The organism is Streptomyces sp. NPDC086554, from assembly GCF_040686095.1.
Classification (GTDB): domain Bacteria; phylum Actinomycetota; class Actinomycetes; order Streptomycetales; family Streptomycetaceae; genus Streptomyces.
Window position 1 is genome coordinate 1 of record NZ_JBFBJK010000048.1, and the last position, 26703, is coordinate 26703.

At 69.5% G+C, this 26703-nt stretch carries 23 protein-coding genes; 11 read left to right on the forward strand and 12 right to left on the reverse strand.

The window, feature by feature from the left end:
• Positions 1–403 precede the first annotated feature (403 nt).
• Positions 404–595, reverse strand: a complete 192-nt coding sequence (locus AB0O76_RS42560) for a hypothetical protein (protein WP_361811281.1) — start codon at positions 593–595, stop codon at positions 404–406.
• 11 nt (positions 596–606) lie between these two features.
• Entirely contained in the window at positions 607–1458 is an 852-nt protein-coding gene (locus tag AB0O76_RS42565) for a helix-turn-helix transcriptional regulator (protein WP_365502901.1), read from the reverse strand.
• A gap of 244 nt (positions 1459–1702) precedes the next feature.
• Here AB0O76_RS42565 and AB0O76_RS42570 point away from each other — a divergent pair, with 244 nt between their 5' ends.
• Positions 1703–2224 carry an ATP-binding protein gene (locus AB0O76_RS42570; RefSeq protein ID WP_365502904.1) on the forward strand — a complete coding sequence of 174 codons (522 nt, stop codon included), beginning with the start codon at positions 1703–1705 and terminating at the stop codon, positions 2222–2224.
• 22 nt (positions 2225–2246) lie between these two features.
• Here AB0O76_RS42570 and AB0O76_RS42575 read toward each other — a convergent pair whose 3' ends face one another.
• From AB0O76_RS42575 to htpX, 3 genes are read right to left on the reverse strand one after another with little or no spacing between them, the layout of a single operon-like run.
• Entirely contained in the window at positions 2247–2591 is a 345-nt protein-coding gene (locus tag AB0O76_RS42575; RefSeq protein WP_365502907.1) for an antibiotic biosynthesis monooxygenase family protein, read from the reverse strand.
• A 55-nt stretch (positions 2592–2646) separates the two neighbouring features.
• Complete coding sequence (locus tag AB0O76_RS42580; protein ID WP_365502910.1) at positions 2647–3210, reverse strand: hypothetical protein; 564 nt, start codon at positions 3208–3210, stop codon at positions 2647–2649.
• A 2-nt stretch (positions 3211–3212) separates the two neighbouring features.
• The gene (htpX, locus tag AB0O76_RS42585; RefSeq protein WP_365502913.1) at positions 3213–4112 is read right to left on the reverse strand and encodes a zinc metalloprotease HtpX; all 900 of its coding nucleotides are present in this window, start codon (positions 4110–4112) and stop codon (positions 3213–3215) included.
• Positions 4113–4273: 161 nt separating this feature from the next.
• Here htpX and AB0O76_RS42590 point away from each other — a divergent pair, with 161 nt between their 5' ends.
• Entirely contained in the window at positions 4274–5029 is a 756-nt protein-coding gene (locus tag AB0O76_RS42590; RefSeq protein ID WP_365502916.1) for a class I SAM-dependent methyltransferase, read from the forward strand.
• A 32-nt stretch (positions 5030–5061) separates the two neighbouring features.
• On the opposite strand, the gene AB0O76_RS42595 is transcribed toward AB0O76_RS42590, so the two are convergent.
• On the reverse strand, positions 5062–6168 hold the full coding sequence (locus AB0O76_RS42595) for a winged helix DNA-binding domain-containing protein (RefSeq protein ID WP_365502919.1): 1107 nt from the start codon (positions 6166–6168) through the stop codon (positions 5062–5064).
• A 589-nt stretch (positions 6169–6757) separates the two neighbouring features.
• Between AB0O76_RS42595 and AB0O76_RS42600 the strand changes: the two genes are divergently transcribed.
• Positions 6758–7249 (forward strand): hypothetical protein, encoded by a 492-nt coding sequence (locus AB0O76_RS42600; protein ID WP_365502922.1) that lies wholly within the window; start codon positions 6758–6760, stop codon positions 7247–7249.
• 88 nt (positions 7250–7337) lie between these two features.
• On the opposite strand, the gene mgrA is transcribed toward AB0O76_RS42600, so the two are convergent.
• Positions 7338–8375 (reverse strand): L-glyceraldehyde 3-phosphate reductase, encoded by a 1038-nt coding sequence (gene mgrA / locus AB0O76_RS42605; protein WP_365502925.1) that lies wholly within the window; start codon positions 8373–8375, stop codon positions 7338–7340.
• A gap of 110 nt (positions 8376–8485) precedes the next feature.
• Here mgrA and AB0O76_RS42610 point away from each other — a divergent pair, with 110 nt between their 5' ends.
• The 6 genes from AB0O76_RS42610 to AB0O76_RS42635 all read left to right on the forward strand — a co-directional run bounded on the left by AB0O76_RS42610 (position 8486) and on the right by AB0O76_RS42635 (position 18221).
• Entirely contained in the window at positions 8486–9259 is a 774-nt protein-coding gene (locus tag AB0O76_RS42610; RefSeq protein ID WP_365502928.1) for an isoprenyl transferase, read from the forward strand.
• 322 nt (positions 9260–9581) lie between these two features.
• A complete protein-coding gene (locus AB0O76_RS42615) occupies positions 9582–10904 on the forward strand; it encodes a PhoH family protein (RefSeq protein ID WP_365502931.1) in 1323 nt (440 codons plus the stop codon).
• 391 nt (positions 10905–11295) lie between these two features.
• Positions 11296–12036: a lytic transglycosylase domain-containing protein gene (locus AB0O76_RS42620; protein ID WP_365502934.1), complete on the forward strand. Its 741-nt coding sequence runs from the start codon at positions 11296–11298 to the stop codon at positions 12034–12036.
• A 126-nt stretch (positions 12037–12162) separates the two neighbouring features.
• Positions 12163–13557 carry an AI-2E family transporter gene (locus AB0O76_RS42625; protein WP_365502937.1) on the forward strand — a complete coding sequence of 465 codons (1395 nt, stop codon included), beginning with the start codon at positions 12163–12165 and terminating at the stop codon, positions 13555–13557.
• 158 nt (positions 13558–13715) lie between these two features.
• Positions 13716–17033, forward strand: a complete 3318-nt coding sequence (locus AB0O76_RS42630; RefSeq protein ID WP_365502940.1) for a PQQ-binding-like beta-propeller repeat protein — start codon at positions 13716–13718, stop codon at positions 17031–17033.
• An 849-nt stretch (positions 17034–17882) separates the two neighbouring features.
• Positions 17883–18221, forward strand: a complete 339-nt coding sequence (locus AB0O76_RS42635; RefSeq protein WP_365502942.1) for a hypothetical protein — start codon at positions 17883–17885, stop codon at positions 18219–18221.
• A 64-nt stretch (positions 18222–18285) separates the two neighbouring features.
• On the opposite strand, the gene AB0O76_RS42640 is transcribed toward AB0O76_RS42635, so the two are convergent.
• Positions 18286–18819 (reverse strand): alkyl hydroperoxide reductase, encoded by a 534-nt coding sequence (locus AB0O76_RS42640; protein WP_365502944.1) that lies wholly within the window; start codon positions 18817–18819, stop codon positions 18286–18288.
• A gap of 15 nt (positions 18820–18834) precedes the next feature.
• Entirely contained in the window at positions 18835–19389 is a 555-nt protein-coding gene (locus AB0O76_RS42645) for a peroxiredoxin (protein WP_360776765.1), read from the reverse strand.
• A gap of 130 nt (positions 19390–19519) precedes the next feature.
• Between AB0O76_RS42645 and AB0O76_RS42650 the strand changes: the two genes are divergently transcribed.
• Positions 19520–20458, forward strand: a complete 939-nt coding sequence (locus tag AB0O76_RS42650) for a LysR substrate-binding domain-containing protein (protein ID WP_365502948.1) — start codon at positions 19520–19522, stop codon at positions 20456–20458.
• A 36-nt stretch (positions 20459–20494) separates the two neighbouring features.
• Here AB0O76_RS42650 and AB0O76_RS42655 read toward each other — a convergent pair whose 3' ends face one another.
• From AB0O76_RS42655 to AB0O76_RS42665, 3 genes are read right to left on the reverse strand one after another with little or no spacing between them, the layout of a single operon-like run.
• Positions 20495–22903, reverse strand: a complete 2409-nt coding sequence (locus AB0O76_RS42655; protein WP_365502951.1) for an FtsX-like permease family protein — start codon at positions 22901–22903, stop codon at positions 20495–20497.
• The gene (locus AB0O76_RS42660; protein ID WP_365502954.1) at positions 22900–23586 is read right to left on the reverse strand and encodes an ABC transporter ATP-binding protein; all 687 of its coding nucleotides are present in this window, start codon (positions 23584–23586) and stop codon (positions 22900–22902) included. The genes AB0O76_RS42655 and AB0O76_RS42660 overlap by 4 nt, the downstream gene beginning before the upstream one ends.
• Positions 23583–24110 (reverse strand): PadR family transcriptional regulator, encoded by a 528-nt coding sequence (locus AB0O76_RS42665; RefSeq protein WP_365502957.1) that lies wholly within the window; start codon positions 24108–24110, stop codon positions 23583–23585. The genes AB0O76_RS42660 and AB0O76_RS42665 overlap by 4 nt, the downstream gene beginning before the upstream one ends.
• Positions 24111–24359: 249 nt before the next feature.
• On the opposite strand from AB0O76_RS42665, the gene AB0O76_RS42670 reads away from it, so the two are divergent.
• Positions 24360–26624: a transglycosylase domain-containing protein gene (locus tag AB0O76_RS42670; RefSeq protein WP_365502960.1), complete on the forward strand. Its 2265-nt coding sequence runs from the start codon at positions 24360–24362 to the stop codon at positions 26622–26624.
• The last annotated feature ends 79 nt before the right edge of the window (positions 26625–26703 follow it).

A 26703-nucleotide genomic window follows, 5' to 3' on the forward strand; every position in this document is an offset into this window, starting at 1 on the left:
CCGGGGGCCCACCACCCTCCTGCCCACATGGTGCCCCCCCACCCCCCCTCCCACCCAAGAAGAGATGGCCACCCCGGAAGATCCGGTCGGCAGACGCTTGACGAGAGCGGTACCGATCCCCGGACCGGCCGCGCACCCGTCCAGCGGGGCACGCTGAAACGAACCAGTCCGCACCCGGCAGACAAGCCGGATGGACCTCCCGGCAGTCCCCGTGAGCCCCGCTTCTGGGCCGCCCGATCGACGTCCACCCGCGGTGGAGGGGCGGGTGTCAAGGGTGGAGCGAAGCGGAATCGGCGCAGCCGACGCGACGAAGGAGCGCCCTTGATGGCCGGCCCGGAACCGCCAACCTCGTAACAGCGGGCGGCCCCGGCGCCAACTCGACGCCGGGCCAGCAAAGCCCCTGCTAGAGCAGGTGATCCGCCTTGCCCGCCTTGATCTCGCGGATGAGAGTACGGAGGGCCTCCTCGCTATCGGCAAGGTAGCGGTCCTCCTGGCCGGCCACGGCGATGTAGGCGTTGCCTTCGCCGTCGGTTCCTATGCGGAAGCAGTTGGCGCCTTCGGCGCAGTAGGGGTCTTCCCAGGTGATGTCAGCCATGGTGACCTTCCTCAGAGGTGGCGGGCGATGCTGTGGATGAAGTCGCGTGACTCGGTGGGCGTGAGTGCGGCGCCCTCCATCCAGTCCAAGTGGGATCGGTACTTGTCGAGTTGGGCTTGGCCATGGGCGAACTCGGGGCCATGCGCGGAGTCGAGTTCCACGGTGTCCAGCTGGGGCACTACTCCCTCGGCGTAGATCACTGACTGTCCGGCCCCGGGAAAGGCCCCGGCCTTGAACGTGATGACGCGTACGTCGATGTTGTCCTGCTCGGACAGTTCGTTGAGGTGCTCCAGTTGTGCTCGCATGACCTTCGGTCCGCCGAATTCGATCCGCAGGGCGGCCTCGTGGACGTATCCGGTGTACGAGATTGGGTTCTCGCGGTGCAACACCTGTTGGCGCTGCAGCCGGAGGGCCACGCGTAGCTCCACCTCGCTTTGCGACAGGGGTGGCAGCGCCGCCCTGAAGAGGGTGCGTGCGTAGGCGTCGCTCTGAAGTAGCCCTGGTACGTGCACGGCCAGGCCTGCGCGCAGCCGTTTGGAGTGCCACTCCAGCTCGGCGATGTCCAGTAGCGCGGCCGGGAGTTGCCCCCTGTACACCTCCCACCATCCGCGCGTGCGGTCGCCTGCCAGCTCGGCCAGCGCGTCAACGTAGGCCTCGTCCCTGCACGCGTAGTTGCACGCCAGTGTCCTCAGACGTTCGGGCGTGATGGTGCGTACCCCGGACTCGATGTTGGAGACCTTGTTGCGATCGAGCCCGAGGAGCCCGGCGGCGTACTCGGTGGTCACCTCGGCTGCCAGCCGTATCTTGCGCAGCTCAGCCCCAAGTCGCTTTTGACGCTGGGTCGGTGCAGTCCTGGGTGGCATGGGCATCAGTCTGCCTCTCGTGCAGGGCGCCGGTCCACCAACGAGTGGTAATAGCGGCAAGAGGGTGGCAACGTACCACCGCCTCCCCTACGGTGAGTAATGCACCGCTTACGCACGACGCAGTCGGAAGCGCATCACGCGGCCCTGCCCAAAAACTCCTCCCCTGGGAGGGGCAGGTCGCGTCAGGGAGACAGGCCACCGGTCGTGCGGTCATCAACTCAACCGCAGTCAAAGGGAGTCAGTCATGCCCGCAGCCGCGACAGCGACAACCTGCCCCGACCACCTCGCCGTACAAGAGCACGCAAGCCCCACACCCCTACCGCCCTCCGCGGAAGGCCTCGCCTACAGCCTCACGCTCCCCGCAAGCCTCGCCAGCCCGGCGGTGGCGCGGCGCGCGGCCCGCGTCATCCTCCAGGCCCATGGCCTGGGCGACGTCACGGATGCCGCCATCCAGGCCCTCGGTGAACTCGCCGCCTGCGCATGCAGGTTCACGCCCGCCGCAGAGGTGTACGTCAGCCTCCGCTACCGCGACAGTGCCCTGCGGGTGATCCTCTACGACGGGCATCCGCGCCATACGAACCCACGCCTGGCGGCGGCCTGCGACGCCCGCCGCCGCGCGGCGCTCCGCGTCCTCGCCTGTGTGGTCCGCGCCTGCGGGGGTGACTGGGGCTTCGGGGATGCGAGGGAGCCGGGGGGAGGCACCCGGATGTGGGCGGTCCTGCCCAGGCAGGGCGCCCGGGAGTACGGCAAGGCGTCCGGTTCCTAGCGGACGCGACGCCCCGCCACCGCTAGGGGAACTGCACGACGACGTCGTACAGCCCCGTATTCGGCGTAGCCGGAGTCACCTTGGACTCCCGCGCGGCATCCGTCCGCGAGGCGAACCCGGGGTCGGCGGTGGCCGCCTCCCAGGCCTCCTGGCTCTCCCAGTGGGCCACGTTCACGAGCTGGAACCGCCCCTCCGCGGCGCGGGCCCGATGCAGCTTCGTATCGATGAAGCCGGGCTTCTTGCTCATGATCGCGGCCCGCTGCTCCCAATTCTCGGCGAAGGCGTCGACGTCCTCGGCGGCGATCTCGAAGACGTTGATGAAGGTGACGGATTCCGACGGCTGACTCGGCCGACTCTCTGTGGTCATGATCGAACCCTAGGCGTGTCCTAATTAAGCCCGGATAAGCGGCAGTTGGCCGGCCTCAGAGCCCCGGAGCCCCCCACACCGGGAACCACCGCGCCAGATCACGCTCGATCGTCAGATCGTCCCCGAGCATCGCCCGCACCTGCAATTCGACCGGGTTGTCGCGCTTCTCACCCCTGCCCGGCCGCGGTACGAACGGGTAGAAGGTGCCGCGCTTGTAGAGGTAGACCAGCGCCAGGGACCGGTCCTGCTCATCGCGGAATCCGATCAGCGAGCACAGCAGCTGTGGTCCGAAACCGGCCTCCGCCAAGGACGTATTGACCGCGTGCAGGTCATTGACCAGGCCCGCGACGTCCTCCGTGGCATGCCGCACGACCAGCCATGTGTAGCCGTACGCGTCCTGGCTGAACTCCACCGGGCCGTCGAGCAGCGCCCGCGCTTCCTCCTGGATCCGCGAGAACGCCCCGCCCTCCACGCTGGCGAAACATACCGACCCCACTCCGGTGGGTGCGAAACCGGCCGCGGCCTGCAGGGTGACGGCGGCGGACGGCAGCGCGAAGAGCTGGTCGAGATCGGGGCGTACCGGCTTGCTGCGGCCGAGGATGGCGTCGAGGAAACCCATGCTCACGACCGTCCCAACTGTGCGGAGATACGGCCCAGCTGGTCGAGCCGCTGCTCCAGCGTCGGGTGGGTGGACAGCAGGCGGCTGAAGCTTTCCTTGTGGAACGCCGGGACGAAGTAGAAGGCGTTGAACGGCTCCGCCTTGCGCAGATCGCGGGTCGGTATCCGAGCCATCTGCCCGGTGATCTTCGTCAGCGCGGACGCCAGGGCCGACGGGCGGCCGGTCAGCAGCGCGGCGGCACGGTCGGCGGACAGTTCCCGGTAACGGGAAAGGAGACGGGTCAGCAGGAAGCTGAGGGCGTAGACGACGGCGCTGACGGCGGTGACGATCAGCACGGCTATGGCCGCGTTCTGATCCCGGTTGTTGCGTCCGACGCCGCTCCAGAGGGCGACCCGGGTGATGATTCCCGCCAGCACGCCCAGGAACGACGCGATGGTCATCACCGCGACATCACGGTGCGCGACATGCGAGAGCTCATGGGCGAGCACACCCTCCAGCTCCTCCGGCTCGAGACGGCGCAGCATCCCTGTCGTGGCGCACACCATCGAGTTCTTCCGGTTACGGCCGGTCGCGAAGGCGTTCGGTATGTCCGACTCGGCGATCGCCACCCGCGGCTTGGGCATGTCCGCCAGTGCGCACAGCCGGTCGACGGCACCGTGCAGCTCGGGGGCCTGCTCCGGTGTCACTTCGCGCGCCCCCATGCTGAACGCGGCGATCCGGTCGCTGTACCAGAACTGCGCGATGAAGAGGCCACCCGCGATGATCGTGATCACCACCCAGGCGCCCTGAAGCAGCACCACCAGGACGCCGACGACCACGACGTACAGCAGACCGATGAAGAACATCGTCGTGACCATGCGCGAGGTCAGCCCGCGGTCGGGAGCGAATCGGGTCTGTGCCATGGCTCCTCCACAACGCACGCGCTTCGCTACGCGCAGCGCGACGAACTGCGCCGATGCACCGATTGTGCCTCTTGTTGCCTATACGTGAGATAAATCCCTGGTCAGTGGGCCGGGGGAGAAATCCAGGTGAGCGGTGCCCCGCAGGGTGCGAGGATCGGGCCATGAGCAGCTTCGATGACCTTGTGGCCGAGGCCGAGGCCGCCCCCACCGAAGGCTGGGACTTCTCCTGGTTCGAGGGGCGGGCCACCGAGGAACGGCCCTCCTGGGGGTACGCCCATGCCATGGGCGAGCGGCTGCGGCACGCCTCCGCCTCGCTCGACCTCGACACCGGCGGAGGCGAGGTCCTCGCCTCCGCACCCGTCCTTCCGCCCTGCGCCGTCGCCACGGAGGCGTGGCCGCCGAACGTAGCCAAGGCCACCGCGCTGCTGCACCCGCGCGGAGCGGTCGTCGTCGCCTCTCCGGCGGACGCGCCGCTGCCGTTCGCGGACGAGGCGTTCGACCTCGTCACCAGCCGGCACCCGGTGAAGGCGAACTTCGCCGAGATCGCGCGGGTGCTGCGGCCCGGCGGGACGTACTTCGCCCAGCACGTGGGGCCCGCCAGCGTCTTCGAGGTCGTGGAGTACTTCCTCGGGCCGCAGCCGGAGGAATCGAGGAACGGCCGCCACCCCGACCTGGAGCGCGCCGATGCGGAAGCCGCAGGCCTCGACATCGTGTCCCTGCGGGCCGAGCGGCTGCGCATCGAGTTCTACGACATCGGTGCCGTCGTGCACTTCCTGCGCAAGGTCGTGTGGATGGTGCCGGACTTCACCGTGGACAAGTACCGGCCGCGGCTGCGGGAGCTGCACGAGCAGATCGAGGCGAAGGGCCCGTTCGTCGCCCACAGCACCCGGCACCTCTTCGACGCCCGCAAGCGCTGACCCGGAGTCCCCAGGTTCATGGGCCAGGCGGGCTAGGCGTGCGGCCCCACCGTCACCTCCCCCACCACCAACTCCGCCCGCGCCTCCAGAACTTCACCCACCCGCTCCACCTGCCCCGCAAGTCCCCGCTCCTGCCCCGCGCTCAAGCGGCCAAGCGGCTCGACCGTGACCGTCGTCCCGTGGCCCGAGCGGCGCTGGTGCCAGACGCCCGCCACGACTCCGTCCACCAGGAGCACGGGGAAGTTGCCTGCCTGGCCACCCGCCAGCGCACGCTCGTAGGCCCGGCCCGGGAAGAGGCGGGCGCGGGGATGGGAAGCGATGACGTACGCGTCGAAGTAGGGGAGGAGCCGCACGCCCCGCACCGGCTCCTCCGGGAAGGCGGTGTCGCCCGCCACCACGTACGACTCGGGCTCACCGTCCATGTCGACCGCCTCGATCTCCCCGGCGGATGCGAGCGAGGCGAACAGCCCTGATGCCCAACCCGGCGGTCCCGCAAGCCACTTGGCGAACTCGCGCGGCGTAGCCGGACCGTACGCGTGCAGGAAACGCCGCACCAGACGGGCCGACGCCGTCTCCGCGTCCAGGGGTGACTCGACGTGCGGTGGGCGGGTGTACGTCACCTTGCGGCCGCGGTTCGGTGCGAAGCACAGCGCGCCGCGCTGGCCCGCCTTGTGCAGGACCTGCCGCCAGCGCGGCCACATGCCCTGGAACGCGGGCATCACCAGGTCGCCCGCCCAGGGGCCGGTCCGCGCCACCACCTCGTCGCTCAGCTCGTCGATGGTCAGCGAGGCCCCGTCAAGCGCCGCACCGATCGCCGCGATGACCTCCTCCGTCTGCTCGGGCGTCATGCGCGCCTCCGGTGTGGCAGAGCCAGGACCCCCGGGCACGGCGGGCAACGCGGCCGTCCAGAGGGGGAGTTCGGCGGTCGGCAGGAGGTGGATCGTGCCCCGCGGCCCGAACGTCTTGACCAGGCTCGGAGCTTCGCCCCACAGCGCGTCGCGCACGTCCTGCCGGGTCGTGCCGTCGAGCCGTACGCCCACGGCACCATGCCGAGGACCGGCGCGGAGGGCAATAAGGAGACCAAGTCGGTGTACGCCTGCGGGCTCGACGCCGCCGTGGACGTGGGGCGACGAGCACATGAAGGTCCTGGTGGCCAACCGGCAGGGCAAGGGCGACGACAAGGTCGCCTGAGGGCGGACGACAGAAGTGCCCCGGAGGTTGCCTCGCACGCCGATCGTTAAGCAAGTGATGCCGAAACAGGGTGTGTTGATTCCGCATCGTTATCCGGACTGGCTCGATCCGGCCACGAGCATCACGTAAGTTCAGACCAAGGCGAATTCGCGTGAGCAAAGCCACGTGTGCGGTGCCGCGCGGTGGAGGGGGCTGCGCGGCTCCGCGCGCCCTCATTGCCCGCCGCGTCAAGCGGGCGCCCCGCGTCCCGTCCCCCCAACGGGCTAAGGCCGCCGGCGGCCGAAATTCTGCCCAGGGGGCCGAAATCCGGTGGTGGAACAGGGGTGCGCGGTCGTCGCGCAGTCGCCGGACGGTCTCGGAGAGTAGTTGTCTCGCGCCAAAGCGCGCGCCATCCCTTACGAAGGGTTATGGTGGAAACCCCCCCTCGGGCCGGTCCGTCTCCCCCCCACGGACCGGCCCGATTTTTTGTGCCCGGACAGTGTCCGGGCAGTGGGCCACCGGATCATGGAGCGAATGCCGCCGGATATGGTCAGGGACATGTCGAACCAGTTCCCCCCACCCCAGCAGGGCCCGCAGGGCGGCCGGTACCCCAACCCCCACGTCAACCCCCAAACGGGACTGCCCGCGTACACCGGTCCGCAGGAGCCCGGTTACGGATTCGCGCCGCACCCGCAGACCATGCCGGGGGTCGTGCGTGCCGCACAGATCGTGCTCTGGGTGCTCGGCGGGCTCGGCGTGGTCGCCATCGTCGCCGCCGGCGCTCTCGGTGGAGCGGAGTTGGCGGGCGCCGTGACCTTCGCGTACATCTTCTTCTTCGTCTCCGCCGGCTTCGCGTTCCAATTCGGGACCGCGGGCAACGGCGCACGCGTCACCTGCATCGTCCTGATGAGCGTGGAGATCCTCGTGGCGCTCGGCACCGTGTCCCGTGGCGGCGGGGGTGCGCTGCTCGCCCTGGCCGCGGCCATTGCCGTCATCGTCCTGCTCTCGCAGGGAGCCGCGGGCGCCTGGTTCAAGCGCCCGCGCGCGTAAGAGCCCCGAAGGGGCGCGGGGAACTGCGCGACCAGCCACGACGAGCCCGCAGCCGTGTACTGCAGATCCCCGGTTCCCCGCGGAGCGACTAACCCCGCCCGGCCCAGATATTGGTGCCGGGCGTGGACACCGCGAACGTATCGATCTCGGCGAGCTCCGAGTCCGTCAGCTTCGGCCCCGCCAGCGCCGCCACGTTCTCCTCCAGCTGCTTCACGCTGGAGGCGCCGATGAGCGCGGAGGTCATCCGCTCGTCGCGCAGGACCCAGTTCAGCGCCAGTTGCGCGAGCGACTGGTCGCGGCGGGCCGCGATGTCATTCAGGCCATTGAGGCGGCGTACGACCTCGTCGCTCAGGAGGTCCGGGTCGAGGGACTTGCCCTGCGTGGCGCGCGAACCCTCCGGGATGCCCTTCAGGTACTTGTTCGTGAGCAGGCCCTGGGCGAGCGGCACGAAGGAGATGCAGCCCATGCCCGCGTCCTCGAGCGTGTCGAGCAGTGCGTCGTCCTCGGTCCAGCGGTTGATCATCGAGTACGAGGGCTGATGGATGAGCGCGGGCACGCCCATCTCCCGCAGCAGCCGCGCCGCTTCGGCGGTCTGCTCGCTGTTGTACGAGGAGACGCCCACGTACAGCGCCTTGCCCTGCTGGACGGCGGACGCGAGCGCGCCCATCGTCTCTTCGAGGGGGGTGTCCGGGTCGAAGCGGTGCGAGTAGAAGATGTCGACGTAGTCCAGACCCATCCGCTTGAGCGACGCGTCGAGGGACGACATCAGGTACTTCCGCGAACCCCACTCGCCGTACGGGCCCGGGTGCATGAGGTAGCCCGCCTTGGTCGAGATGACCAGTTCGTCGCGGTATGCAGCGAAATCCTGCGCGAAGATCTTGCCGAAGTTGAGCTCCGCCGAACCGGCAGGCGGGCCGTAGTTGTTCGCCAGGTCGAAGTGCGTGACGCCCAGGTCGAAGGCGCGGCGCAGGATGGCGCGCTGGCTCTCCAGGGACTTGTCGTCGCCGAAGTTGTGCCAGAGGCCGAGGGAGATCGCCGGGAGCTTCAGGCCGCTGTGGCCCGTTCGCCGGTACTCCATCGTGTCGTAACGGTCCGCTGCCGCGCGATACAGAGACGTGTCGTTCATGGGTACGAAGCTACTTCAGTGCGGGCCCACCCGAGGGCGGAGGCCCGCCCGCACGGCGGTAGGCTTTCGCCTTCGGGGACTGCCATCTGCATGGAGGGGCTGAAACAACCGTGAACCTGCGGGACAGGCTGCGCGGCCTGCTGGTAAGGCTGTACGCACGCCGGGTGGAAGGCCACCTGGACCATGCCCAGGTGCCCAATCACATCGGGGTCATCATGGATGGCAACCGGCGCTGGGCCAAGGCTGCCGGATCCACCACCGCCCAGGGCCACCAGGCAGGCGCGGACAAGATCGAGGAGTTCCTCGGCTGGTGCAGCGAGACGGACGTCAAGGTCGTCACGCTGTGGCTGCTCTCGACGGATAACTTCGACCGCCCCCAGGACGAACTGGGCCCGCTCCTCGGCATCATCGAGGACACGGTCCGCTCGCTTAGCAGCGACGGCCGCTGGCGCGTCCAGCACGTCGGCGCCACCGACATCCTGCCGTCGGGCATGCGCAACGTCCTGAAGGAGGCGGAGGAGGCCACGGCCCACGTCGACGGGATAGTGGTCAACGTCGCGATCGGCTACGGCGGCCGCCAGGAGATCGCCGACGCCGTCCGCTCGATGCTGCTCGACGCCGCCGACAAGGGGCAGTCGCTCGACGAGGTGGCCGAGAAGGTCGACGTCGACCTCATCGGCAAGCACCTCTACACCAGGGCCCAGCCGGACCCGGACCTGGTGATCCGTACGAGCGGTGAACAGCGTCTGTCCGGCTTCATGCTCTGGCAGACCGCTCACTCCGAGTACTACTTCTGCGAAGTCTTCTGGCCCGCCTTCCGCAAGGTCGACTTCCTGCGCGCGCTGCGTGACTACGCGGCCCGCCACCGGCGTTTCGGCGGCTGACACCCCGTAAGGGTGCTCATGTCGGTGAGGCGTGAGTAACCCAGAGTTCACGGACGCGCCGTCATATGCCATGGCATGGCTGCGCTTGTTCGAGGGAATAAGCCTTCCAGGTCGACATCCGAATCACGGATGTCGTATCTCAGCGGGCGGCATGGGGCCGTCCGCCCGGGAGGCCCTTTGCACCAGGACGACCGTGCGGTGAGTACGGGCGAAGTGGAGGGCCGGAGCTCGGCCCGCGCACTGCGGTCACGAGAGCCGGTCCGGATTCTCCCGGCATCCTTCCCGTCGCTCCCCGACCTCATCCGAGGGGGTACGTCCTTCCGTGGTGACCAGCACAAAGCGCCGCATGCCCGACAGGCGCACCTATGTTCTCGACACCAGTGTTCTGCTCGCGGACCCGAAAGCCCTGATCCGCTTCGACGAGCACGAAGTAGTGCTGCCCGTCGTCGTGGTGACGGAGCTCGAGGCCAAGCGGCACCATCCGGAGCTCGGATACTTCGCCCGGCAGGCGCTGCGCCTGCTCGACGACTTCCGCATCCGGCACGGACGCCTGGACGCGCCGATCCCGATCGGCGACCTGGGCGGCTCGCTGCGCGTCGAGCTCAACCACTCCGATCCCGGCGTGCTTCCGGCCGGCTACCGGTTGGGGGACAACGACTCACGGATTCTCGCCGTAGCGCGCAATCTCCAGGCAGAGGGGTACGACGTCACGGTCGTCTCCAAGGACCTGCCGCTGAGGATCAAGGCGTCATCGGTCGGTCTCCTCGCCGAGGAGTACCGCGCCGAGCTCGCCATCACGGACTCCGGCTGGACCGGAATGTCCGAACTGACCCTCCCCGGCGATCAGGTGGACCTCCTCTTCGAGGAAGACCATCTGTACGTTCCCGAGGCGGCCGACCTGCCCGTGCACACGGGCCTCACCATCCAGTCCGAGAAGGGCAAGGCGCTCGGCCGGGTCACGGCCGAGGGCAACGTCCGTCTCGTACGCGGCGATCGTGAGGCCTTCGGCATCAAGGGGAGGAGCGCGGAACAGCGGGTCGCGCTCGATCTGCTCCTCGATCCGGAGGTCGGGATCGTCTCGATGGGCGGCCGCGCGGGCACCGGCAAGTCGGCGCTCGCGCTGTGCGCGGGTCTTGAAGCCGTCCTGGAGCGCAGGCAGCACCAGAAGGTGATGGTCTTCCGGCCGTTGTACGCGGTGGGCGGGCAGGAGCTCGGCTATCTGCCCGGCACCGAGGCCGAGAAGATGGGGCCCTGGGCGCAGGCCGTCTTCGACACGCTGGGGTCGGTGGCGGGCAAGGAGGTCATCGAGGAGGTGACCGCGCGCGGCATGCTCGAGGTGCTTCCGCTCACGCACATCCGGGGACGCTCGCTGCACGACGCGTTCGTGATCGTCGACGAGGCCCAATCCCTGGAGCGGAACGTTCTTTTGACCGTTCTGTCGCGTATCGGCGCGAATTCCCGTGTCGTCCTTACGCACGATGTCGCCCAGCGCGACAACCTGCGCGTCGGTCGGTATGACGGGGTCGTCGCCGTCGTCGAGAAGCTGAAGGGCCATCCGCTCTTCGCCCACGTGACACTCACCCGCTCCGAGCGCTCGCAGATCGCGGCGCTCGTGACCGAAATGCTGGAGGACGGTCAGATCTGAACCAGTTCACGGTGGTTACGCGGTAGTTGGCGCCGCCCGGCGAAGCGAAGGAGCCTAGCCGGGCGGCGTCTTGGCGCGTGCCACTTTCCTGAAAACTCCAGGGGCAAACGAGGTGTGAGCTTTCACACGCAACGGAGAATTGCCTTGCGGCATCCGGCTGCGGCAGAGTCTGGGTCCTGTCAGGCCCCGCATGCGACACACCTGTACCCCCAGCGGTACCGCAACTCAGGAACAGCAGAACTTCATAGTGGCCGTCGCATGCCGCCCGAAGCACCACGCGGCGCTCCCGTAACGGGAGTTGTCCACCGGGCCCGTGCCTCCCGTGACCGAGTACCAAGCGGAGGCCAGCGCCAGGGGCACGATTGCGTCCGCGAGGTCACCTATGCGGGCGATGCTGGAAGGAAACCGTGTGAGCCGGATTTCGGTCCGGGGATTCGCCGTGGCATCCGCCACCGCGGTCACCACTGTCGGCGCTGTCGTCGGTGTCGCCTCGGGCAGCACCCAGGGCGCCTCGAACGACAACGACTTCGAGGCGACGGCGAGCGACGCGACACTCCTCGCAGACATACCCGCGGGCCAGCAGGCCCAGGTACAGACCGCGTCCCTGACGCAGCAGGCCGACGCACAGGCCTCCGCTGCCGACACGGCCGCGAAGAAGTCCGCGGCGGAAGCGGCGCGCAAGCAGGCCGCCGAGTCGGCGATCGCGAAGCAGAAGGCCGCCGAGGAAGCGGAGGCCGCCGAGAAGGCTGCCGAGAAGAAGGAGCGCGAGGAGGCGGCCGAGACCAAGGCCAGCCGTTCCTCCACGCGTGACGCCGGCGACTTCGCGAAGAAGTCCTCGTACTCCGTCGCGGAAGTCCAGGCGATGGCACGGCAGATGGTCCCCGGGGACCAGTTCCAGTGCTTCAGCAACATAGTCGACCACGAGTCCACCTGGAACTACCAGGCCAGCAACCCCTCTTCGGGTGCGTACGGCCTCGTCCAGGCGCTGCCAGGATCCAAGATGGCCTCGGCCGGAGCCGACTGGCAGACGAACCCCGCCACGCAGATCAAGTGGGGTCTGAACTACATGAACGACCGCTACGGCAGCCCGTGCGGAGCCTGGGATTTCTGGCAGGCGAACAACTGGTACTGAGCCGCGTACCGCTCAACCTTTTGGAGACCCCTCACCGTCCTTCGGTGGGGGGTCTCAGCCGTGTACGGTCAGTCCGACAACTTCCAGGGGGGAGTGGTGGGGAAAGACGGGGGAAGAGGACGGATCATGTCGCGAGTGCCAGGGTGGCTCGGCCGGCTCGGTGCCGGACTGTCTCGGATGGGCGAGCGGATGGACGGGAATTCCGGTCCGGACGAGGGCTCGGAACCGGACGCCGACGCATCGGAGAAGGCCAAGCCCGCACGGCGGTCGGCCGCCGATGAGGCCGCCGCCGCCGAGGGGGATGCGGCCGCGGTCGAGGCGGCCGGGGCCGCACCGGAACCGGTGGTGCCCGCACCGCCCGCCTACGCGCCGGCCATAGCGGCAAGGCCCGACCCCGTCGCGGCGGTGCCGTGGGGGATGCGGGTCGCGGCCGAGGCCGGCTGGCGTCTCCTCGTACTCGCGGGCACGCTCTGGGTGTTGATGCAGGTCATCAGCGCCGTGCAGCTGGTCGTCTTCGCCTTCATCGCGGCGCTGCTCATCACCGCCATGTTGCAGCCGACCGTGGCCCGGCTCAGGCGGCTCGGGCTGCCGAGGAGCTTGGCGACCGTGCTCACCGCCGTACTCGGCTTCGTCGTCATGGGGCTCGTCGGCTGGTTCGTGGTCTGGCAGGTCATGGAGAATGCGGACAACCTGTCCACCCAGGTCCAGGACGGCATCGACGATCTGCGCAACTGGCTGCTCAACAGCCCCTTCCACGTCACCGAGGACCAGATCAACGACATCGCCAAGACGCTGCGCGAGGCGGTCGGGGCGAACACGGAGGAGCTGACGTCGGCGGGACTCGAAGGCGTCACCGTGATCGTGGAGGCCATGACCGGCATCCTGCTCACGATGTTCTCGACGCTCTTCCTGCTGTACGACGGGAAGCGGATCTGGCAGTGGGTCCTCAAGCTGGTGCCGGCGCCTGCCCGGCCGGGGATCGCCGGGGCGGGGCCGCGTGCGTGGCGCACCTTGACCGCCTATGTGCGCGGCACGGTGATAGTCGCGCTGATCGACGCGATCTTCATCGGGCTCGGGATCTACTTCCTCGGGGTGCCGATGGCGGTGCCGCTCGCCGTCTTCATCTTCCTGTTCGCGTTCATCCCGCTCGTGGGTGCGGTGATCTCGGGCGCCCTCGCGGTGGTCGTCGCGCTGGTCACGCAGGGCGTGTTCACCGCGGTGATGACGCTTGCCGTGGTGCTTGCCGTGCAGCAGATCGAGGGCCACATCCTGCAGCCGTTCATTCTCGGGCGTGCCGTGCGGGTGCATCCGCTGGCCGTCGTGCTGTCCGTGGCGGCGGGTGGTCTGGTGGCCGGGATCGGGGGCGCTGTGGTGGCCGTGCCGCTGGTCGCCGTGACGAACACCGTCGTCGGCTACCTCCGCGCGTACTCCCGGGAGGCCGCCCTGAAGCAGGCGCCTCAACCGCGGGGTGCCACCGCCCTTGACGTCGCGCCCGTGGACGGCGGAACGGCCGCCGAGTAAAGATCTCTGGATCTTGGCCTGACGTCCATCTGCGGTGGCTAGAGTCCGCGCGCATGAGACTCAGCCACAGACTCAGTCAGACCCATAGACAGAGCCATAGACAGAGATACAGGCGGATACGCACCGCGGGCGGGCTCCTGCTCGGGCTGCTCGTCCTGATGCTCGGCATCGGGGCTCAGCCCGCCGCCGCGCACGTGTCGCGCGAGCACGCCGAACTCGTCGTCGCCCCCGGTGACGGCGTCACGAGCGGGCGGCTGATCGTGCACCACGACGTGGTGTCCGCGGGGGAGGCCGGAGCCTGGGCGTCCCGGCTGCTCGCGGCCGACTGCCCGGTCAGCGGCTCCGGCGTGCCGGGCGACAGCGGCGGAGTGCCGGGCGGCGTCGTCGTGGAACTGGCGTGGAGCTGCCGGCTCGACTCCGTCGACCTGAGCGCCCTGCTCGACAAGGGCGGACTGAGCCAGGTCGTCGTCGAGTTCGACGGCACGGCGGCGGATGCGAATGCGGCCACGCCGGTGGCCGATGCCCGTGGTGTGCACGCGCCGCCCTCGTTCCCCTGGGCCACCGTGCTCCTGGTGACGGCGGCAGGGGCCTTCCTCGCGCTCGCCGCCTGGCAACTCCCGCTGCTCGTCAGGCTGATGCGGCCCCGGCGACTGCGGTTCGCCGTCGCGGGGACGGTCGCGCTGTCCTGTCTGGCGCCCCAGGCCGCGTACGCCGACGGCGCGGACGCGGCGGGCACCGTGACCGTGACGGGCACCGTCTTCCGGGACGCCAACGCCAACGGCAAGCGGGACAAGGGCGAGCGGCCCATGCCGGGCGTCGATGTCACCGACGGGGCGGTGTGGACGGCATCGGGGCCCGACGGTTCGTACCGTCTGGAGATCGATCCCACCCGGCGTGAGACGGACCTCGTCAGCATCGTCTCGCCGGACGGCTACACGCCCGCGCTGCGCGACGACTACATCCCGAGGTACTTCCGCGAGGTCGCCGAGAGCGGCTCCGCGGACGCCGACTTCGCGCTCGTCCCCGACAAGAACGCCGCGAACCCCACCGAGAAGTGGGTCATGAACTCCGACACCGAGGTCGGCAACCGCACGGACGACGAGGCGCGCAAGGCCCTGCCGCAGTGGACCGGTCAGGTTCGGGCCATGTCCGAGGTCGACGGGGCGACCATGCAGATCGCCACCGGCGACCTCACGGTCACCGACTACGCCGAGGAGCCGCGCCGCCAGGGCGCCTACGACCTCTTCAGCAAGGGGCTCAAGGAAGGCAAGCTCGGTCACCCCTTCTACCCGGTGATGGGCAACCACGACTTCGGCGGCACTGCGGCCTCCAAGGGGTACGCGGGCAGCCTGGAGTACTACCGCCGCAACCTCGGCCCCGAGTGGTACAGCTTCGACCGCGACGGCCGCCACATCGTCGTACTCGAGGACAACTACGACGCGAGCGGGCTCAAGCCGCAGCTGGAGTGGCTGCGCCGGGATCTCGCCCAACACGCGGTCGGCAAGCAGGTGTTCGTCTTCGCGCACCGCTCGCTGTTCACTCAGTGGGGTCCTGGCGCGGGCATGCAGCCGACCATCGACGAACTCGCCAAGTACGACGTGCGGATGGTCGCGGCAGGCCACAACCAGCAGGCCGAGTTCCGGCGCGGCGCCTTCAAGCGCTCCGTCGAGATCAACAACCAGGGCACGTACGGGATCGACGGCGCACGCCCGGACTACAAGGTCCTCGACTTCAGCGGCATCACCGACGACCCGCGCACCGAACGCGACGAGGACACCGGTCATGTCACTGGAATCCACCGGCAGTTCGAGGTCGACGACGACGCCGCGCTTGTCAGCCCCGCGCGGGGCAGTGTGCACGCGGCGAAGGACGGCGTGCCCGTCGAGGTGTACGCCGAGGACGACGGGCGCACTCCGCAGCGGGCCAAGGTGACCGTGCGGGACAAGCGCGGCGATGTCGTGCGGCGCGAGTCGCTCCGGTTCGGCGACTTCGGCGACGGCGCGTCGAAGCCCGGCATCGAGAACTGCTACACGCCGCCGGGCGGCAAGCCCGAGCCCTGTCCCGAGGCCCGCGGCTCCTGGACGCGGGCGAGCAACCTGCTGCGGGGCCTTCGGCCCGGCGCGTACACGGCCGAGACCGTCGCGTACGACACCAGGGGCAAGGCCTGGCCCGCGCTGAAGAACCCGTTCACCGTGGTGCGGAAGGCCGAAGCGGTGCCCGCGGGACAGGACTGGGCCCGGCAGGGCGGCGACGAGGCGGGACGCTCCGCGAGCGCGGACGATCCCGGGCCTGTGCTCGACCTGAAGTGGGCGCGCCACACCGGGGAGCAGTTCAACCTCAACGGCTCGGTCGTCACCGACGGCAAGGTCATCGTCTCGTCGCGGGCCTTCGACTCGCCGTACAGCATGATGCTCGCGTACGACGTGGCATCGGGCCGTGAGATCTGGCGGACCTATCTGGACGGCGACGCGGAGTCGGCGCCCGCGCTGCACGGCGGCCGGGTCTATCTGACGACCGGCGTCGGCCGCGTCTACGCCATCGACCCGGACGACGGGCACATCGTCTGGGAGACCGTCGACCGCGAGGAGCAGCACGGGGACACCGTGCGGCGCTACGGGCGGGCAGGCGGCCCGGTCAGCGTCTTCGGGCTCAGCGGCGATGCGACCGGTGGCCGTTCCGTCGCCGTCTACCAGGACTGGGACACGGTGCGCTGCCGGGACGCGAAGACCGGCGAGAAGCTGCCCGGCGGATTCGCGGCCGCGGGCTCGTGGGGGCAGTTCCACAGCACCGTGGTGCGCGAGCCGGGCTCCAACACCGCCTATCTGCACTCCGGTTCGAGCAACTCCGTCATCGCGATGGACCTGGCGAGCTGCAAGCAGCTGTGGGTGAAGGACACCAAGGGCGGCATCGACAGCCACTCGTCGCCCGTCCTCACCGACCCGGCTGCCTCGGGCGGTCCGCAACTGGTGACCTTCACGTCATCGGGGGTCCGCGGATTCGATCCGAAGTCGGGCGCGCAGACCTGGGAGTCGACGGCGGGCGGCTCGGGCGTCTGCGAGCCGGGTCCCGCGCCGCTGACCAGCCCGGCCGTGTGGGGCGACACCGCGTACGTGGCGGGGCGCGACGGTGTCGTACGCGCCTATGACACGAGCGCCGCCGACCCGTCGAAGCCGCTCTGGCAGACCAAGGCCGGCTATCTGCCGGGGGAGAGTCCGCTGGACGACGAGTGGCGGGTCGCCATGGGCTGCACGGCGGGCGAAGGATCGCCGACCATGCATCCGCTGGTCACCAAGTCCCATGTGTACGTGGGGACTTGGGACGGCCGATTGCTGGTCATGGACCGCTCGACCGGCGAGCAGGTGCACGCCTACGACCTGGGCGCGGGCGTCACATCGGCGCTGTCCGTCAGTGGCGGGCGGATCTTCGCCCTCACCGACGACGGCACGATCCACGCGCTGGCCGCGCGCCGCGGCTGAGGGGAAGCGGCACTGTGCGAACACTCCGCACCGGGGTGCTGCTCGTCCTGACCGCCGTCCCCGCGCTGCTGATCGGCAGCGCGGGGACGGCGCAGGCACACCCTTTCGGTACGCCACCCGTCGTCAAGGTCGAGGCGCGGGACTCGACCGTCGAGGTCAACTGGTCGGCGCAGCCTGACGACCGGGCCGTCCTGGCCGACAAGTCCCGTGGGGACGAGGCGAGTTACCTCGGCTCACACATCGGCGTACGACAGGACGGGGACACCTGCCCCGTCGAGCGGGCGTCGGGCACCCGCCTGAGCTTCGCCTGCCCGCGACCGGTGGACAGGATCACCCTCACCGTCACCGCCCTGACGGACGTCGACCGCGCCTACCGCACGGTCTCCGTGACACCGCGGGGCGGCGGAGGCCTGCACACGGCGCGGGCCCCGGCCCGCACGCTGACGCTCGCCTCGTCCGGGGCGGCGGTCCTCGACCACGGGGTGTTCCTGCCGCTGGCCCTCCTCGTGTCCCTGGCGGTGGGCGCCCTGCACGCGTGCGCACCCGGGCACGGCAAGTCCCTTGCCGCCGGTTACCTGGTGGGAGGGCGTGGCCGGGCCCGGGACGCGATATGGCTCGGCGCGATCGTCGCACTCATACACACCGTGTCGGTCACGGCCCTGGCGGTGGGCTGGTGGCTGGCGGCCGAGAGCACGCCGGACATCGCGTCACTGACGGGGTGGCTGAACCTCGTGGCGGCCTTGGCTGTGGTGGGGGTGGGGGTGGCGTTGCTGGTGCGGCTGAGGAGGGGGCGGCACGGGGGAGCGCCCCCGAAGGGGCGCGGGGCTGTGACATGTGCGGCTCCGCCGCGTGGGCGCGACCAGCCACAACGGCGCCGCAGACACCACGACCACAACCGGGCTCCTGCCCTCGCCATCCGCGTTCCTCGTGCTGCTGGCCGGGCTGCTCAGCGGCCGGGCGGGTACGGCACTCGCGATGGTGGGAGCCTTCGGGGCGGGCATGGCGCTGACCCTTGCCGGGGTCGGCCTCGCCGTACTGAAGGGGCGCGACGCCCTTCTCACCCGGGTGTCCGGCTCGACGGGGCTGCGCGCGTGGGCCCTGCGTGTGCCCGTCATCGCCGCTTCGTCCGTGGTGGCGGGCGGCACCGTGGCCTCGGTGCTCGCGGCGGGGCGTGTACTCGCGCCCTAGGGTCCGGCGTACGCGAAAGGGCCCCGCCGACCCGGAGGTCGGCGGGGCCCTTTCGACGACCCGCTTACTCGGAGAGCACCGCTTCCGAGTCCAGCGTGACGCCCACAGCCTGGATCACCGCGGCGATCTTGAAGGCTTCCTGGATCGTCTCGCGGTCCACGCCCGCCTTGCGCAGCACCTGCTCGTGAGAGTCGAGGCACTGGCCACAGCCGTTGATCGCGGAGACCGCGAGCGACCACAGCTCGAAGTCGACCTTCTCCACACCCGGGTTGCCGATGACGTTCATCCGCAGACCGGCGCGCATCGTCCCGTACTCGGGGTCCGAGAGGAGGTGGCGCGTGCGGTAGAAGACGTTGTTCATCGCCATGACGGCCGCGGCCGACTTGGCGGCCGTGTACGCCTCGGCCGACAGGTTCGCCTTCGCCTCGGGCTCCAGCTCGCGCAGCACCTTCGGGGAGCGGGATGCGATCGCGCAGGCGAGCACCGTGCCCCAGAGCTGCTGCTTGGGCAGGTCCGAGTTGCCGATGACCGAGCCGAGGTTCAGCTTCAGGTCCTTGGCGTAGTCCGGTACGGCGGACTTCAGTTCGTCGAGTGCCATGTCAAAAGGCTCCGTTCACTCGCCCGAGAGGAGCGCGACCGGGTCCAGGGTGTCCTCGCCCTTGCTCCAGTTGCACGGGCAGAGCTCGTCCGTCTGGAGGGCGTCGAGGACCCGGAGGACCTCCTTGGGGTTACGGCCGACGGAACCGGCGGTCACCATCGTGAACTGGATCTCGTTGTTCTGGTCGACGATGAAGACGGCGCGCTGCGCGAAGCCGTCCTCGCCCTCGATGCCGAGGTCACGCATGAGCTCGTGCTTCGAGTCGGCCAGCATCGGGAAGGGCAGGTCCGTCAGGTCCGGGTGGTCCTTGCGCCAGGCGTGGTGCACGAACTCGGAGTCGCCGGAGAAGCCGAGGACCTGGGCGTCACGGTCGGCGAACTCGTCGTTCAGCTTGCCGAAAGCGGCGATCTCGGTCGGGCACACGAAGGTGAAGTCCTTGGGCCACGCGAAGACGATCTTCCACTTGCCCTCGTAGGTCTTGTGGTTGATCTGCTCGAACTCTGAGCCCTTCTCCAGCGAGACACAGGCAGTCAGGTCGAACTCGGGGAACTTGTCACCGACAGTGAGCACGCGCTCTCCTTGCAAGCAGCGGAACCCCGGTAAGGGGCTCCAGGGGGTTGGACTGCTGTCGATCGTGGCACAGAGTGCATTGATTAGGGAAATAGCTACACTCTGTCCTGTTGATCGGAGGTGACTATCAGTGCGAGCCATAAATAGGGGCAAGCAGCCCAGCCTGGCGCAGCTCCGCGCCTTCGCGGCCGTGGCCGAGCATCTGCACTTCAGGGACGCGGCGGTGGCAATCGGGATGAGTCAGCCCGCACTGTCCGGAGCCGTCTCGGCCCTGGAGGAGGCACTGGGTGTCCAGCTCCTGGAGCGCACGACGCGCAAGGTCCTGCTCTCCCCGGCCGGCGAGCGGCTCGCGGTGCGGGCCAGGGCCGTGCTCGATGAGGTCGGGGCGCTGATGGAGGAGGCCGACGCGGTGCGCGCGCCGTTCACCGGGGTGCTCAGGCTCGGCGTGATCCCGACCGTGGCGCCCTATCTGCTGCCGACCGTCATAGGGCTCGTACATGAGAAGTATCCGGATCTGGATCTTCAGGTGCACGAGGAGCAGACCTCGTCACTGATCGAGGGCCTGGGCGCAGGGCGGCTCGATCTGCTGCTGCTCGCGGTGCCGCTCGGGGTTCCTGGTGTGACCGAACTGCCCTTGTTCGACGAGGACTTCGTGCTCGTCACGCCCCTTGACCACTGGCTCGGCGGGAGGGAGGGGATCCCGCGCGACGCCCTGCGTGAACTCAATCTGCTGCTGCTCGACGAAGGGCACTGCCTGCGCGACCAGGCCCTCGACATCTGCCGGGAGGCGGGGCGTGCCGACGCCCCGGTGACGACGACCGCCGCCGGGCTCTCCACCCTCGTACAGCTGGTGGCCGGCGGGCTCGGGGTCACGCTGCTTCCGCGCACCGCCGTGCGCGTCGAGACCAGCCGCAGCAGTCAGCTGCTCACCGGGTACTTCGCGGACCCGGCGCCGACGAGGCGGATCGCCCTCGCGATGCGTACCGGCGCTGCGCGTGCTGCGGAGTACGAAGAGCTGGCCGCCGCTCTGAGGGGGGCCGTAAAGCCGTTGCCGGTGCGGGTGTTGTGACCCCGCACCGGCAACGTAGCGCGTACATAAGCGGAGTTACTCCGTACGCAAGCCATCCGGCCGCATCATCCGCCGCAGCGGCGGCAGGCTGAGCACGGTCACGATCGCGACCATCCCCGCGCCCACCCCCGTCAGGGGCAGGAACGACCACCAGTCGGTGACCTCCTTGCCGATCATGCGGGTCATGACCACGCCGAGGCCCAGGCCGCCGGCGACCGCGAGGGCGAGACCGAGGGCGACGGGGAGCGCCGTCTGCCACAGGAGCGACCAGGCCATCGAGGAGCGGCGCGTGCCGAACGCGGTGAGAGCCGCCAACAGACGCTTGCGTTCGCGGAGTTGCTCGATCATCGACACCAGCATGGACGCGGCGATCAGCGCCATCGTGACGCTCGCGCCGATCTGCAGGCCGCGTGCGATGGACGCGTACTGCTTGTCGCGGTCGACCGACTGCATCGAGTCCACGCCGAGGAGCGGGCTGATGTGAGCGGCCGCGTTGCGCACGTACTCCTCGGCCTCCGGCTCCTTCGGGTCGAGCTTGACCCAGGAGGTCGTGGTCGCGTCGGACAGCTTCTCGATGTCGACGGCGGCGGGCGTGGCGAGGATTCCGTCGATCTTGCTGCCGGACGGGTTGGGGCGGGCCTTGACGGTGCGGGAGTCCTTCGGGAGCGTCCAGAGGACCGGTTCGGCGCGCGGGTCGAAGTCGGGGTCCTCGCCGACATTGACCGGCTTGCCGGGGCGTGCCGTCCGGTCGAGCCAGGTGTTCTGCTCCCGGCTGTTGGTGTGCGAGACGAAGGTGTCGCCGTCCTTGCAGGAGCCGACGTCCGCGAGCTCGCGCAGGGTCGCGCAGGTGCCGATGGTCAGCTGCGTGGTCGGCGTGATGTCGTTGACCTTGGTGTTGCCGGGGCGGGTGACGTACGACTGCACGGTGCCGATGACCTTGGTGACGCCCTCGGTCCGGGTGAATTCGTCGATCATCCGCTGGGCGAGGGGGCCGTTGCCGCTCATGCTGTGGACGGTGAGCTGGGCGCGGCTCGTGTCCTGGCCGGTCATCTTGTTGAACTCGTCGTGCATGGACGCGAACATCATCTGCAGCGCCACCGCTCCGGCCACCGCGACGGTGATCCCGCTGACCGCGCGGGCCGCCGTTCCGCTCGTCAACTGGAGCCTGCGCACGGCGAGTTGCCACGGCACGGGCCCGCCGCGAAGCCGTCCCACGACGGCCTCGACCAGCCACGGCAGGAGCGCGCTGAGGCCGATCAGGGTGAGGGCCGAACCCGCCGCGATGGCGGGCACGTTCACGAAGGAGCCGACGTCGCGTTCGACGCGGCCGGACGCAAGCAGGATGCCGATGCCGGCGACCGGAAGCAGCACCCGCCACCACAGGCGGCGGCTGCGCTGCTTGCCGCCCCGGACGACGCCGAGCGGCTCGATGGCCACCGAGCGCAGCGAGAGCAGCGTCACCAGGACCGCGCAGACCGGCACGGCCACCGCGACCAGGGCGACCAGACCGGGCTCCGGCGCCATGTCGGACGGGTAGGCGCTGACGTTCGTCAGGTCGACCACGCCCACCAGTTGGCGAAGGAGCAGGAAGAAGACGGCGCCCGCGGCGAGCCCGAGCAGCGCCCCGAACAGGGCCTCGCCCGCCGCGATCCGGCGCACCGCGCGGGCGTCCGCGCCGACCAGGCGCAGTGCGGCGAGGCGCCGGTCGCGCCGGTCGCCGCCGAAGCGGACGGCCGTACCGATGAAGATCGCGACCGGGGTGAGAAGGACGACGCAGATCAGTACGACGAGCGCCATGAGGAACGGGTCGAGGGGGAGGGAGTCGTCCTGCCCCCAGCGTGCGACGCGATGGGCGCCGCCCGTCGCCGTGAGCTTCTCGGCGCCCGCGTAGTAGTAGAGCTCGAGCGGCGAGAGAAGTCCCGCGTCGCCGATGGTGCCGACCTGGCGGAAGCCGCTGAAGCGCTCCTTGAGCACCTTGTTCTCGTTCAGCAGGTCGCGCAGTGCGGGCGAGACGACCATCTCGCCTGCCGCCGGGATCCTGTCGAGCCCCGGCGGCAGGACCGGGTGGTCCCCGTCGGCCTTCAGGAACATGCCGGTGGCCGTCCGGCCGTGGAACTGGGTGCCGGTGTTGCGTACGAGCACCGTCGCATCGCCGGCCTTGGGCGGCTTCGCGTCCATCGAGGCGTACGGAGTGCGTGCGTACGAACGGTCGTCGCGGTTCTGCAGCAGCTGCGGCACCGATGCCGCGCCGAGCAGCAGGGCGACGCCGAGGCCGACGCCGACGGCGGTCAGGATCGTGCGGGTCCAGCCCTCGCGGCCGCCGCCGACGGCGAAACGTATGCCCATGACGAGGTCGCGGGCCCAGGTGCGGGCACCCCTGGGCGCGGTGTCCTCGGGGAAGGGCGGTGGCGGCGCCTGCGCCTTGGTGCGGGTGTCGAGGCTCATACGACCCGCTCCATGTCGCGTGACGTGCCGTCGCGCACGACGATCTCGCGGTCGGAGTAGGCGGCGACCCGCGTCTCGTGGGTGACCAGGACGACGGCGGCGTTCGTCGAGCGCGCGGCGTCGGTGAGCAGCTCCATCACGCGCTCGCCGTTGAGCGAGTCGAGCGCGCCGGTCGGCTCGTCGGCGAAGAGCACGCGCGGGTTGGTGGCGAGCGCGCGGGCCACGGCGACCCGCTGGCCCTGGCCGCCGGAGACCTCGCCGGGCCGCTTGGCGACGACGTCGTCGACCTCCAGGCGCTCCATCCAGGTACGGGCGGTGGCCTCGGCGTCCTTGCGCTTGGCGCCGTTGAGACGCAGCGGAAGGGCGACGTTCTCGACGCAGGTCAGTTCGGGCACCAGCTGCCCGAACTGGAAGACGAAACCGAACTCGCTGCGGCGCAGCGCGCTCAGCGTGGCGTCCGGCAGACCGGTCAGCTCGCGGCCGTTGTACGTGATGGAGCCCGCGTCGGGCCTGACGATCCCCGCGAGGCAGTGCAGCAGGGTGGACTTGCCCGAGCCGGACGGGCCCATGACGGCGACGACCTCGCCGGGGTGGATGGAGAACTCGGCGTCGTCGAGCGCGTTCGTCGCACCGTACGCCTTGCGAAGACCGGTGGCCGTGAGGAGGGAACCTGCGGGGGTCATGCGGGGCGAACCTCCTGGGCGAGCTTGCCGAGGCGCGCGGCGGTCAGTTCGAGCCAGCGCAGATCGGCTTCGAGATGGAACAGCGCGTGGTCGCAGATCAGCTGGTCGGCGAGGTCACCCTTGCGCTTGCGGTCGGTGAGGATGCGCATCAGACGCAGGTGTTCGGCGCGCTGGGAGTCGAGTATCTCCGCGGCGTCGCGCTCGGTGAGGAGGGCGAGGACGACCTTCGTATAGAGGGTCGACTGGAGATAGGGCTCCGGCTTCTCCGGGGTTGCGAGCCAGCGCTGGACATCCGTGATGCCGGCTTCGGTGATCGCGTACCGCTTGCGCTCGGGGCCGCCGCCCGCCTCTATGCCGTCGACCTCGACGAGGCCGTTCTTCAGGAGGCGGGACATGGTCGAGTAGACCTGGCCGTAGTGCAGCGGCTTGTCGTGACCGAACTTCTCGTCGAAGGTGCGCTTGAGGTCGTAGCCGTGGCGCGGGCCCGACTCAAGGAGGCCGAGGAGGGTGTGACCGATGGACATGCACGGCACTCTACACGGTGTGTATACGTGGTGTGTATACGCCCAGTGCAGAGCTCGGTGCGGAGCTCACAGGTTCGAGAAGCGGGCAACCTTCTGGGGTCTGTGTTCGTCGGTTCTTAAGGGCAGGTGCTCATTGTCACGTCCGGAAAAGACCGGATCGGCAGGAGTTTGTCCCAGGGTGCGGTGTTAGCTTCGTGAGCTGACTCGACGTACGTATGTGGACTAGACGGAAGCGGAGCACTCAGAGCCATGGGCCGAGCGGAAGAGCGACAGGCGCGGCAGCGCGGCGCGCGCCGGGCAGCGCGCCCGAGCCCGGCCGGCGACGGCAAACCCAAGCGCAGCGGTATACGCCGCTTCTTCACGCTGAAGAAGATCCTCGGCGCGTTCTTCGGGCTCTGCCTGCTCGGCATGCTCGGTTTCGTCGTCCTCTACATGGTGGTCGACGTGCCCGAGGGCAATGCCGCGGCCAAGCTGCAGAGCAACGTCTACAAGTACAAGGACGGCTCGGTCCTGGCCAGGACGGGCGAGCTGAACCGCGAGGTCGTCGACCTGGAGAAGGTGCCCAAGGAAGTCCAGAAGACGTTCGTCGCCGCCGAGAACAAGTCCTTCTACAAGGACACGGGCGTCGACTTCAAGGGCACCGCCCGCGGCCTGATCAACACCGTCAGCGGCAAGGGCAAGCAGGGCGGCTCGACGATCACCCAGCAGTACGTCAAGAACTACTACCTGACGCAGGACCAGACGGTGACCCGCAAGCTCAAGGAGCTGGTCATCTCGCTGAAGGTGGACCGCGAGACGAGCAAGGACGACATCCTCGCCGGGTACATCAACACCAGCTACTACGGCCGCGGCGCCTACGGCATCCAGGCCGCGGCCCAGGCGTACTACGGCGTGGACGCCGAGAAGCTGAACGTCTCGCAGGGCGCCTATCTCGCGGCCCTCCTCCAGGCCCCCAGCCAGTACGACTGGACGTCCGCGACGCCCGCGAGCCGCAAGCTCGTCAAGGAGCGCTGGAACTACGTACTCGACAACATGGTCGAGGAGAACTGGCTGCCCGCGAGCAAGCGCGAAGGCCTGAAGTTCGACGTTCCGCAGAAGCCGCAGGCCGCGCCCGGCCTCGAGGGCCAGACCGGCTATCTGGTCAAGGAGGCCAAGGCCGAGGTCATGCGGGCCGGGCACCTCAGCGAGGAGCAGTTCGACGCGGGCGGCTACACGATCACGCTCAACATCGACAAGAAGAAGCAGAAGCTGCTCGAGAAGGCCGTCGACAAGAAGCTGAACGACCAGCTGGACCCGGACAAGCGCAAGGCGGACGCCCGGGTGCAGGCGGGCGCGGCCTCCGTCGACCCCAAGACGGGCAAGGTCCTCGCGATGTACGGCGGCGAGGACTATGTGAAGCACTACACGAACAACGCGACCCGGCGTGACTACCAGCCCGCGTCCACGTTCAAGCCGCTGATCCTCGCCGCGGCCCTGGAGAACGGCAGCAAGACCCAGTCCGACCAGCCGATCACCGCGAACACGGTCTACGACGGCACCAGCGAGCGCCCGGTCAAGGGCAGCGAGGTCGCCTTCGCGCCGCCGAACGAGGACGACAAGAGCTACGGCCCGGTCACTGTCCAGAAGGCGATGAACAAGTCCATCAACTCCGTCTTCGCGCAGATGGGCGTGGACGTCGGCATGGAGGACGTCCTGAAGACGGCCGGCGATCTCGGCATGGACGTCGACGGCCTGCCCGCCGTGCCCGCGCAGACCCTGGGCACGATGGGCGCGAGCCCGCTGGAGATGGCGGGTGTGTACGCGACGCTCGACAACCACGGCAAGAAGGTCACCCCGGCGATCGTGGCGTCGGTCGAGCACAAGGACCGCACGATCGAACTGCCGGACCCGATCGGCGAGCAGGTCGTCGAGCGCGGCACCGCCGACTCGCTGACCTCGGTCCTGACCGGTGTGGTCGACGACGGTACGGGCAGTGCGGTGCGCAGTCCCGTGCAGGACGTGGCGGGCAAGACCGGTACGTCCGACGACAACAAGTCGGCCTGGTTCACCGGCTACACGCCGAAGCTGGTCACCTCCGTCGGCCTGTTCGGTGAGGGCGCCGCGGGCACGGACGAGGAGAGCAAGCAGGTCTCCATGAGGGGCGCGGGCGGTCTGCCGCGCGTCGACGGCGGCAGCTTCCCGGCCCAGATCTGGGCGGCGTACACCTTCGACGCGATGGGTTCGCCCAGCGAGTTCGACCTGGACACGTCCATGGGCGCGGCCATCGCGCCGCCGCCGGACCCGACGACGCAGGCCCCGCGGGAGCCGACGCAGGAGCCGGAGGAGACCGAGGACCCGACGACGAAGCCGCCGACGGAGACCCCGTCCAGCGAGCCGCCGACGGAGGAGCCGAGCACCGAGCCGCCGACGGACGAGCCGACGACCGTGCCGCCGACGGGTGACCCGGAGGAGCCGGACCCCTCCGGCTCCATCGAGATCCCGGAGAACCCGAACGGGCGGCCGGACAGGGACTGAGGCCAGCGCTCCCGCGCCCCGTAAGGGGCGCGGGGAACTGCGCGACCAGCCCCCACGGCCCGCGGCAAAAGAACTACCG

What these genes read in the sequence shown, in the direction of transcription:
- AB0O76_RS42560 (WP_361811281.1), bottom strand. Translation starts at nt 595, where the DNA reads ATGGCTGACATCACCTGGGAAGACCCCTACTGCGCCGAAGGCGCCAAC.
- AB0O76_RS42565 (WP_365502901.1), bottom strand. Translation starts at nt 1,458, where the DNA reads ATGCCACCCAGGACTGCACCGACCCAGCGTCAAAAGCGACTTGGGGCT.
- AB0O76_RS42570 (WP_365502904.1), top strand. Translation starts at nt 1,703, where the DNA reads ATGCCCGCAGCCGCGACAGCGACAACCTGCCCCGACCACCTCGCCGTA.
- AB0O76_RS42575 (WP_365502907.1), bottom strand. Translation starts at nt 2,591, where the DNA reads ATGACCACAGAGAGTCGGCCGAGTCAGCCGTCGGAATCCGTCACCTTC.
- AB0O76_RS42580 (WP_365502910.1), bottom strand. Translation starts at nt 3,210, where the DNA reads ATGGGTTTCCTCGACGCCATCCTCGGCCGCAGCAAGCCGGTACGCCCC.
- htpX (WP_365502913.1), bottom strand. Translation starts at nt 4,112, where the DNA reads ATGGCACAGACCCGATTCGCTCCCGACCGCGGGCTGACCTCGCGCATG.
- AB0O76_RS42590 (WP_365502916.1), top strand. Translation starts at nt 4,274, where the DNA reads ATGAGCAGCTTCGATGACCTTGTGGCCGAGGCCGAGGCCGCCCCCACC.
- AB0O76_RS42595 (WP_365502919.1), bottom strand. Translation starts at nt 6,168, where the DNA reads ATGTGCTCGTCGCCCCACGTCCACGGCGGCGTCGAGCCCGCAGGCGTA.
- AB0O76_RS42600 (WP_365502922.1), top strand. Translation starts at nt 6,758, where the DNA reads ATGTCGAACCAGTTCCCCCCACCCCAGCAGGGCCCGCAGGGCGGCCGG.
- mgrA (WP_365502925.1), bottom strand. Translation starts at nt 8,375, where the DNA reads ATGAACGACACGTCTCTGTATCGCGCGGCAGCGGACCGTTACGACACG.
- AB0O76_RS42620 (WP_365502934.1), top strand. Translation starts at nt 11,296, where the DNA reads ATGCTGGAAGGAAACCGTGTGAGCCGGATTTCGGTCCGGGGATTCGCC.
- AB0O76_RS42625 (WP_365502937.1), top strand. Translation starts at nt 12,163, where the DNA reads ATGTCGCGAGTGCCAGGGTGGCTCGGCCGGCTCGGTGCCGGACTGTCT.
- AB0O76_RS42630 (WP_365502940.1), top strand. Translation starts at nt 13,716, where the DNA reads ATGCTCGGCATCGGGGCTCAGCCCGCCGCCGCGCACGTGTCGCGCGAG.
- AB0O76_RS42640 (WP_365502944.1), bottom strand. Translation starts at nt 18,819, where the DNA reads ATGGCACTCGACGAACTGAAGTCCGCCGTACCGGACTACGCCAAGGAC.
- AB0O76_RS42655 (WP_365502951.1), bottom strand. Translation starts at nt 22,903, where the DNA reads ATGAGCCTCGACACCCGCACCAAGGCGCAGGCGCCGCCACCGCCCTTC.
- AB0O76_RS42660 (WP_365502954.1), bottom strand. Translation starts at nt 23,586, where the DNA reads ATGACCCCCGCAGGTTCCCTCCTCACGGCCACCGGTCTTCGCAAGGCG.
- AB0O76_RS42665 (WP_365502957.1), bottom strand. Translation starts at nt 24,110, where the DNA reads ATGTCCATCGGTCACACCCTCCTCGGCCTCCTTGAGTCGGGCCCGCGC.
- AB0O76_RS42670 (WP_365502960.1), top strand. Translation starts at nt 24,360, where the DNA reads ATGGGCCGAGCGGAAGAGCGACAGGCGCGGCAGCGCGGCGCGCGCCGG.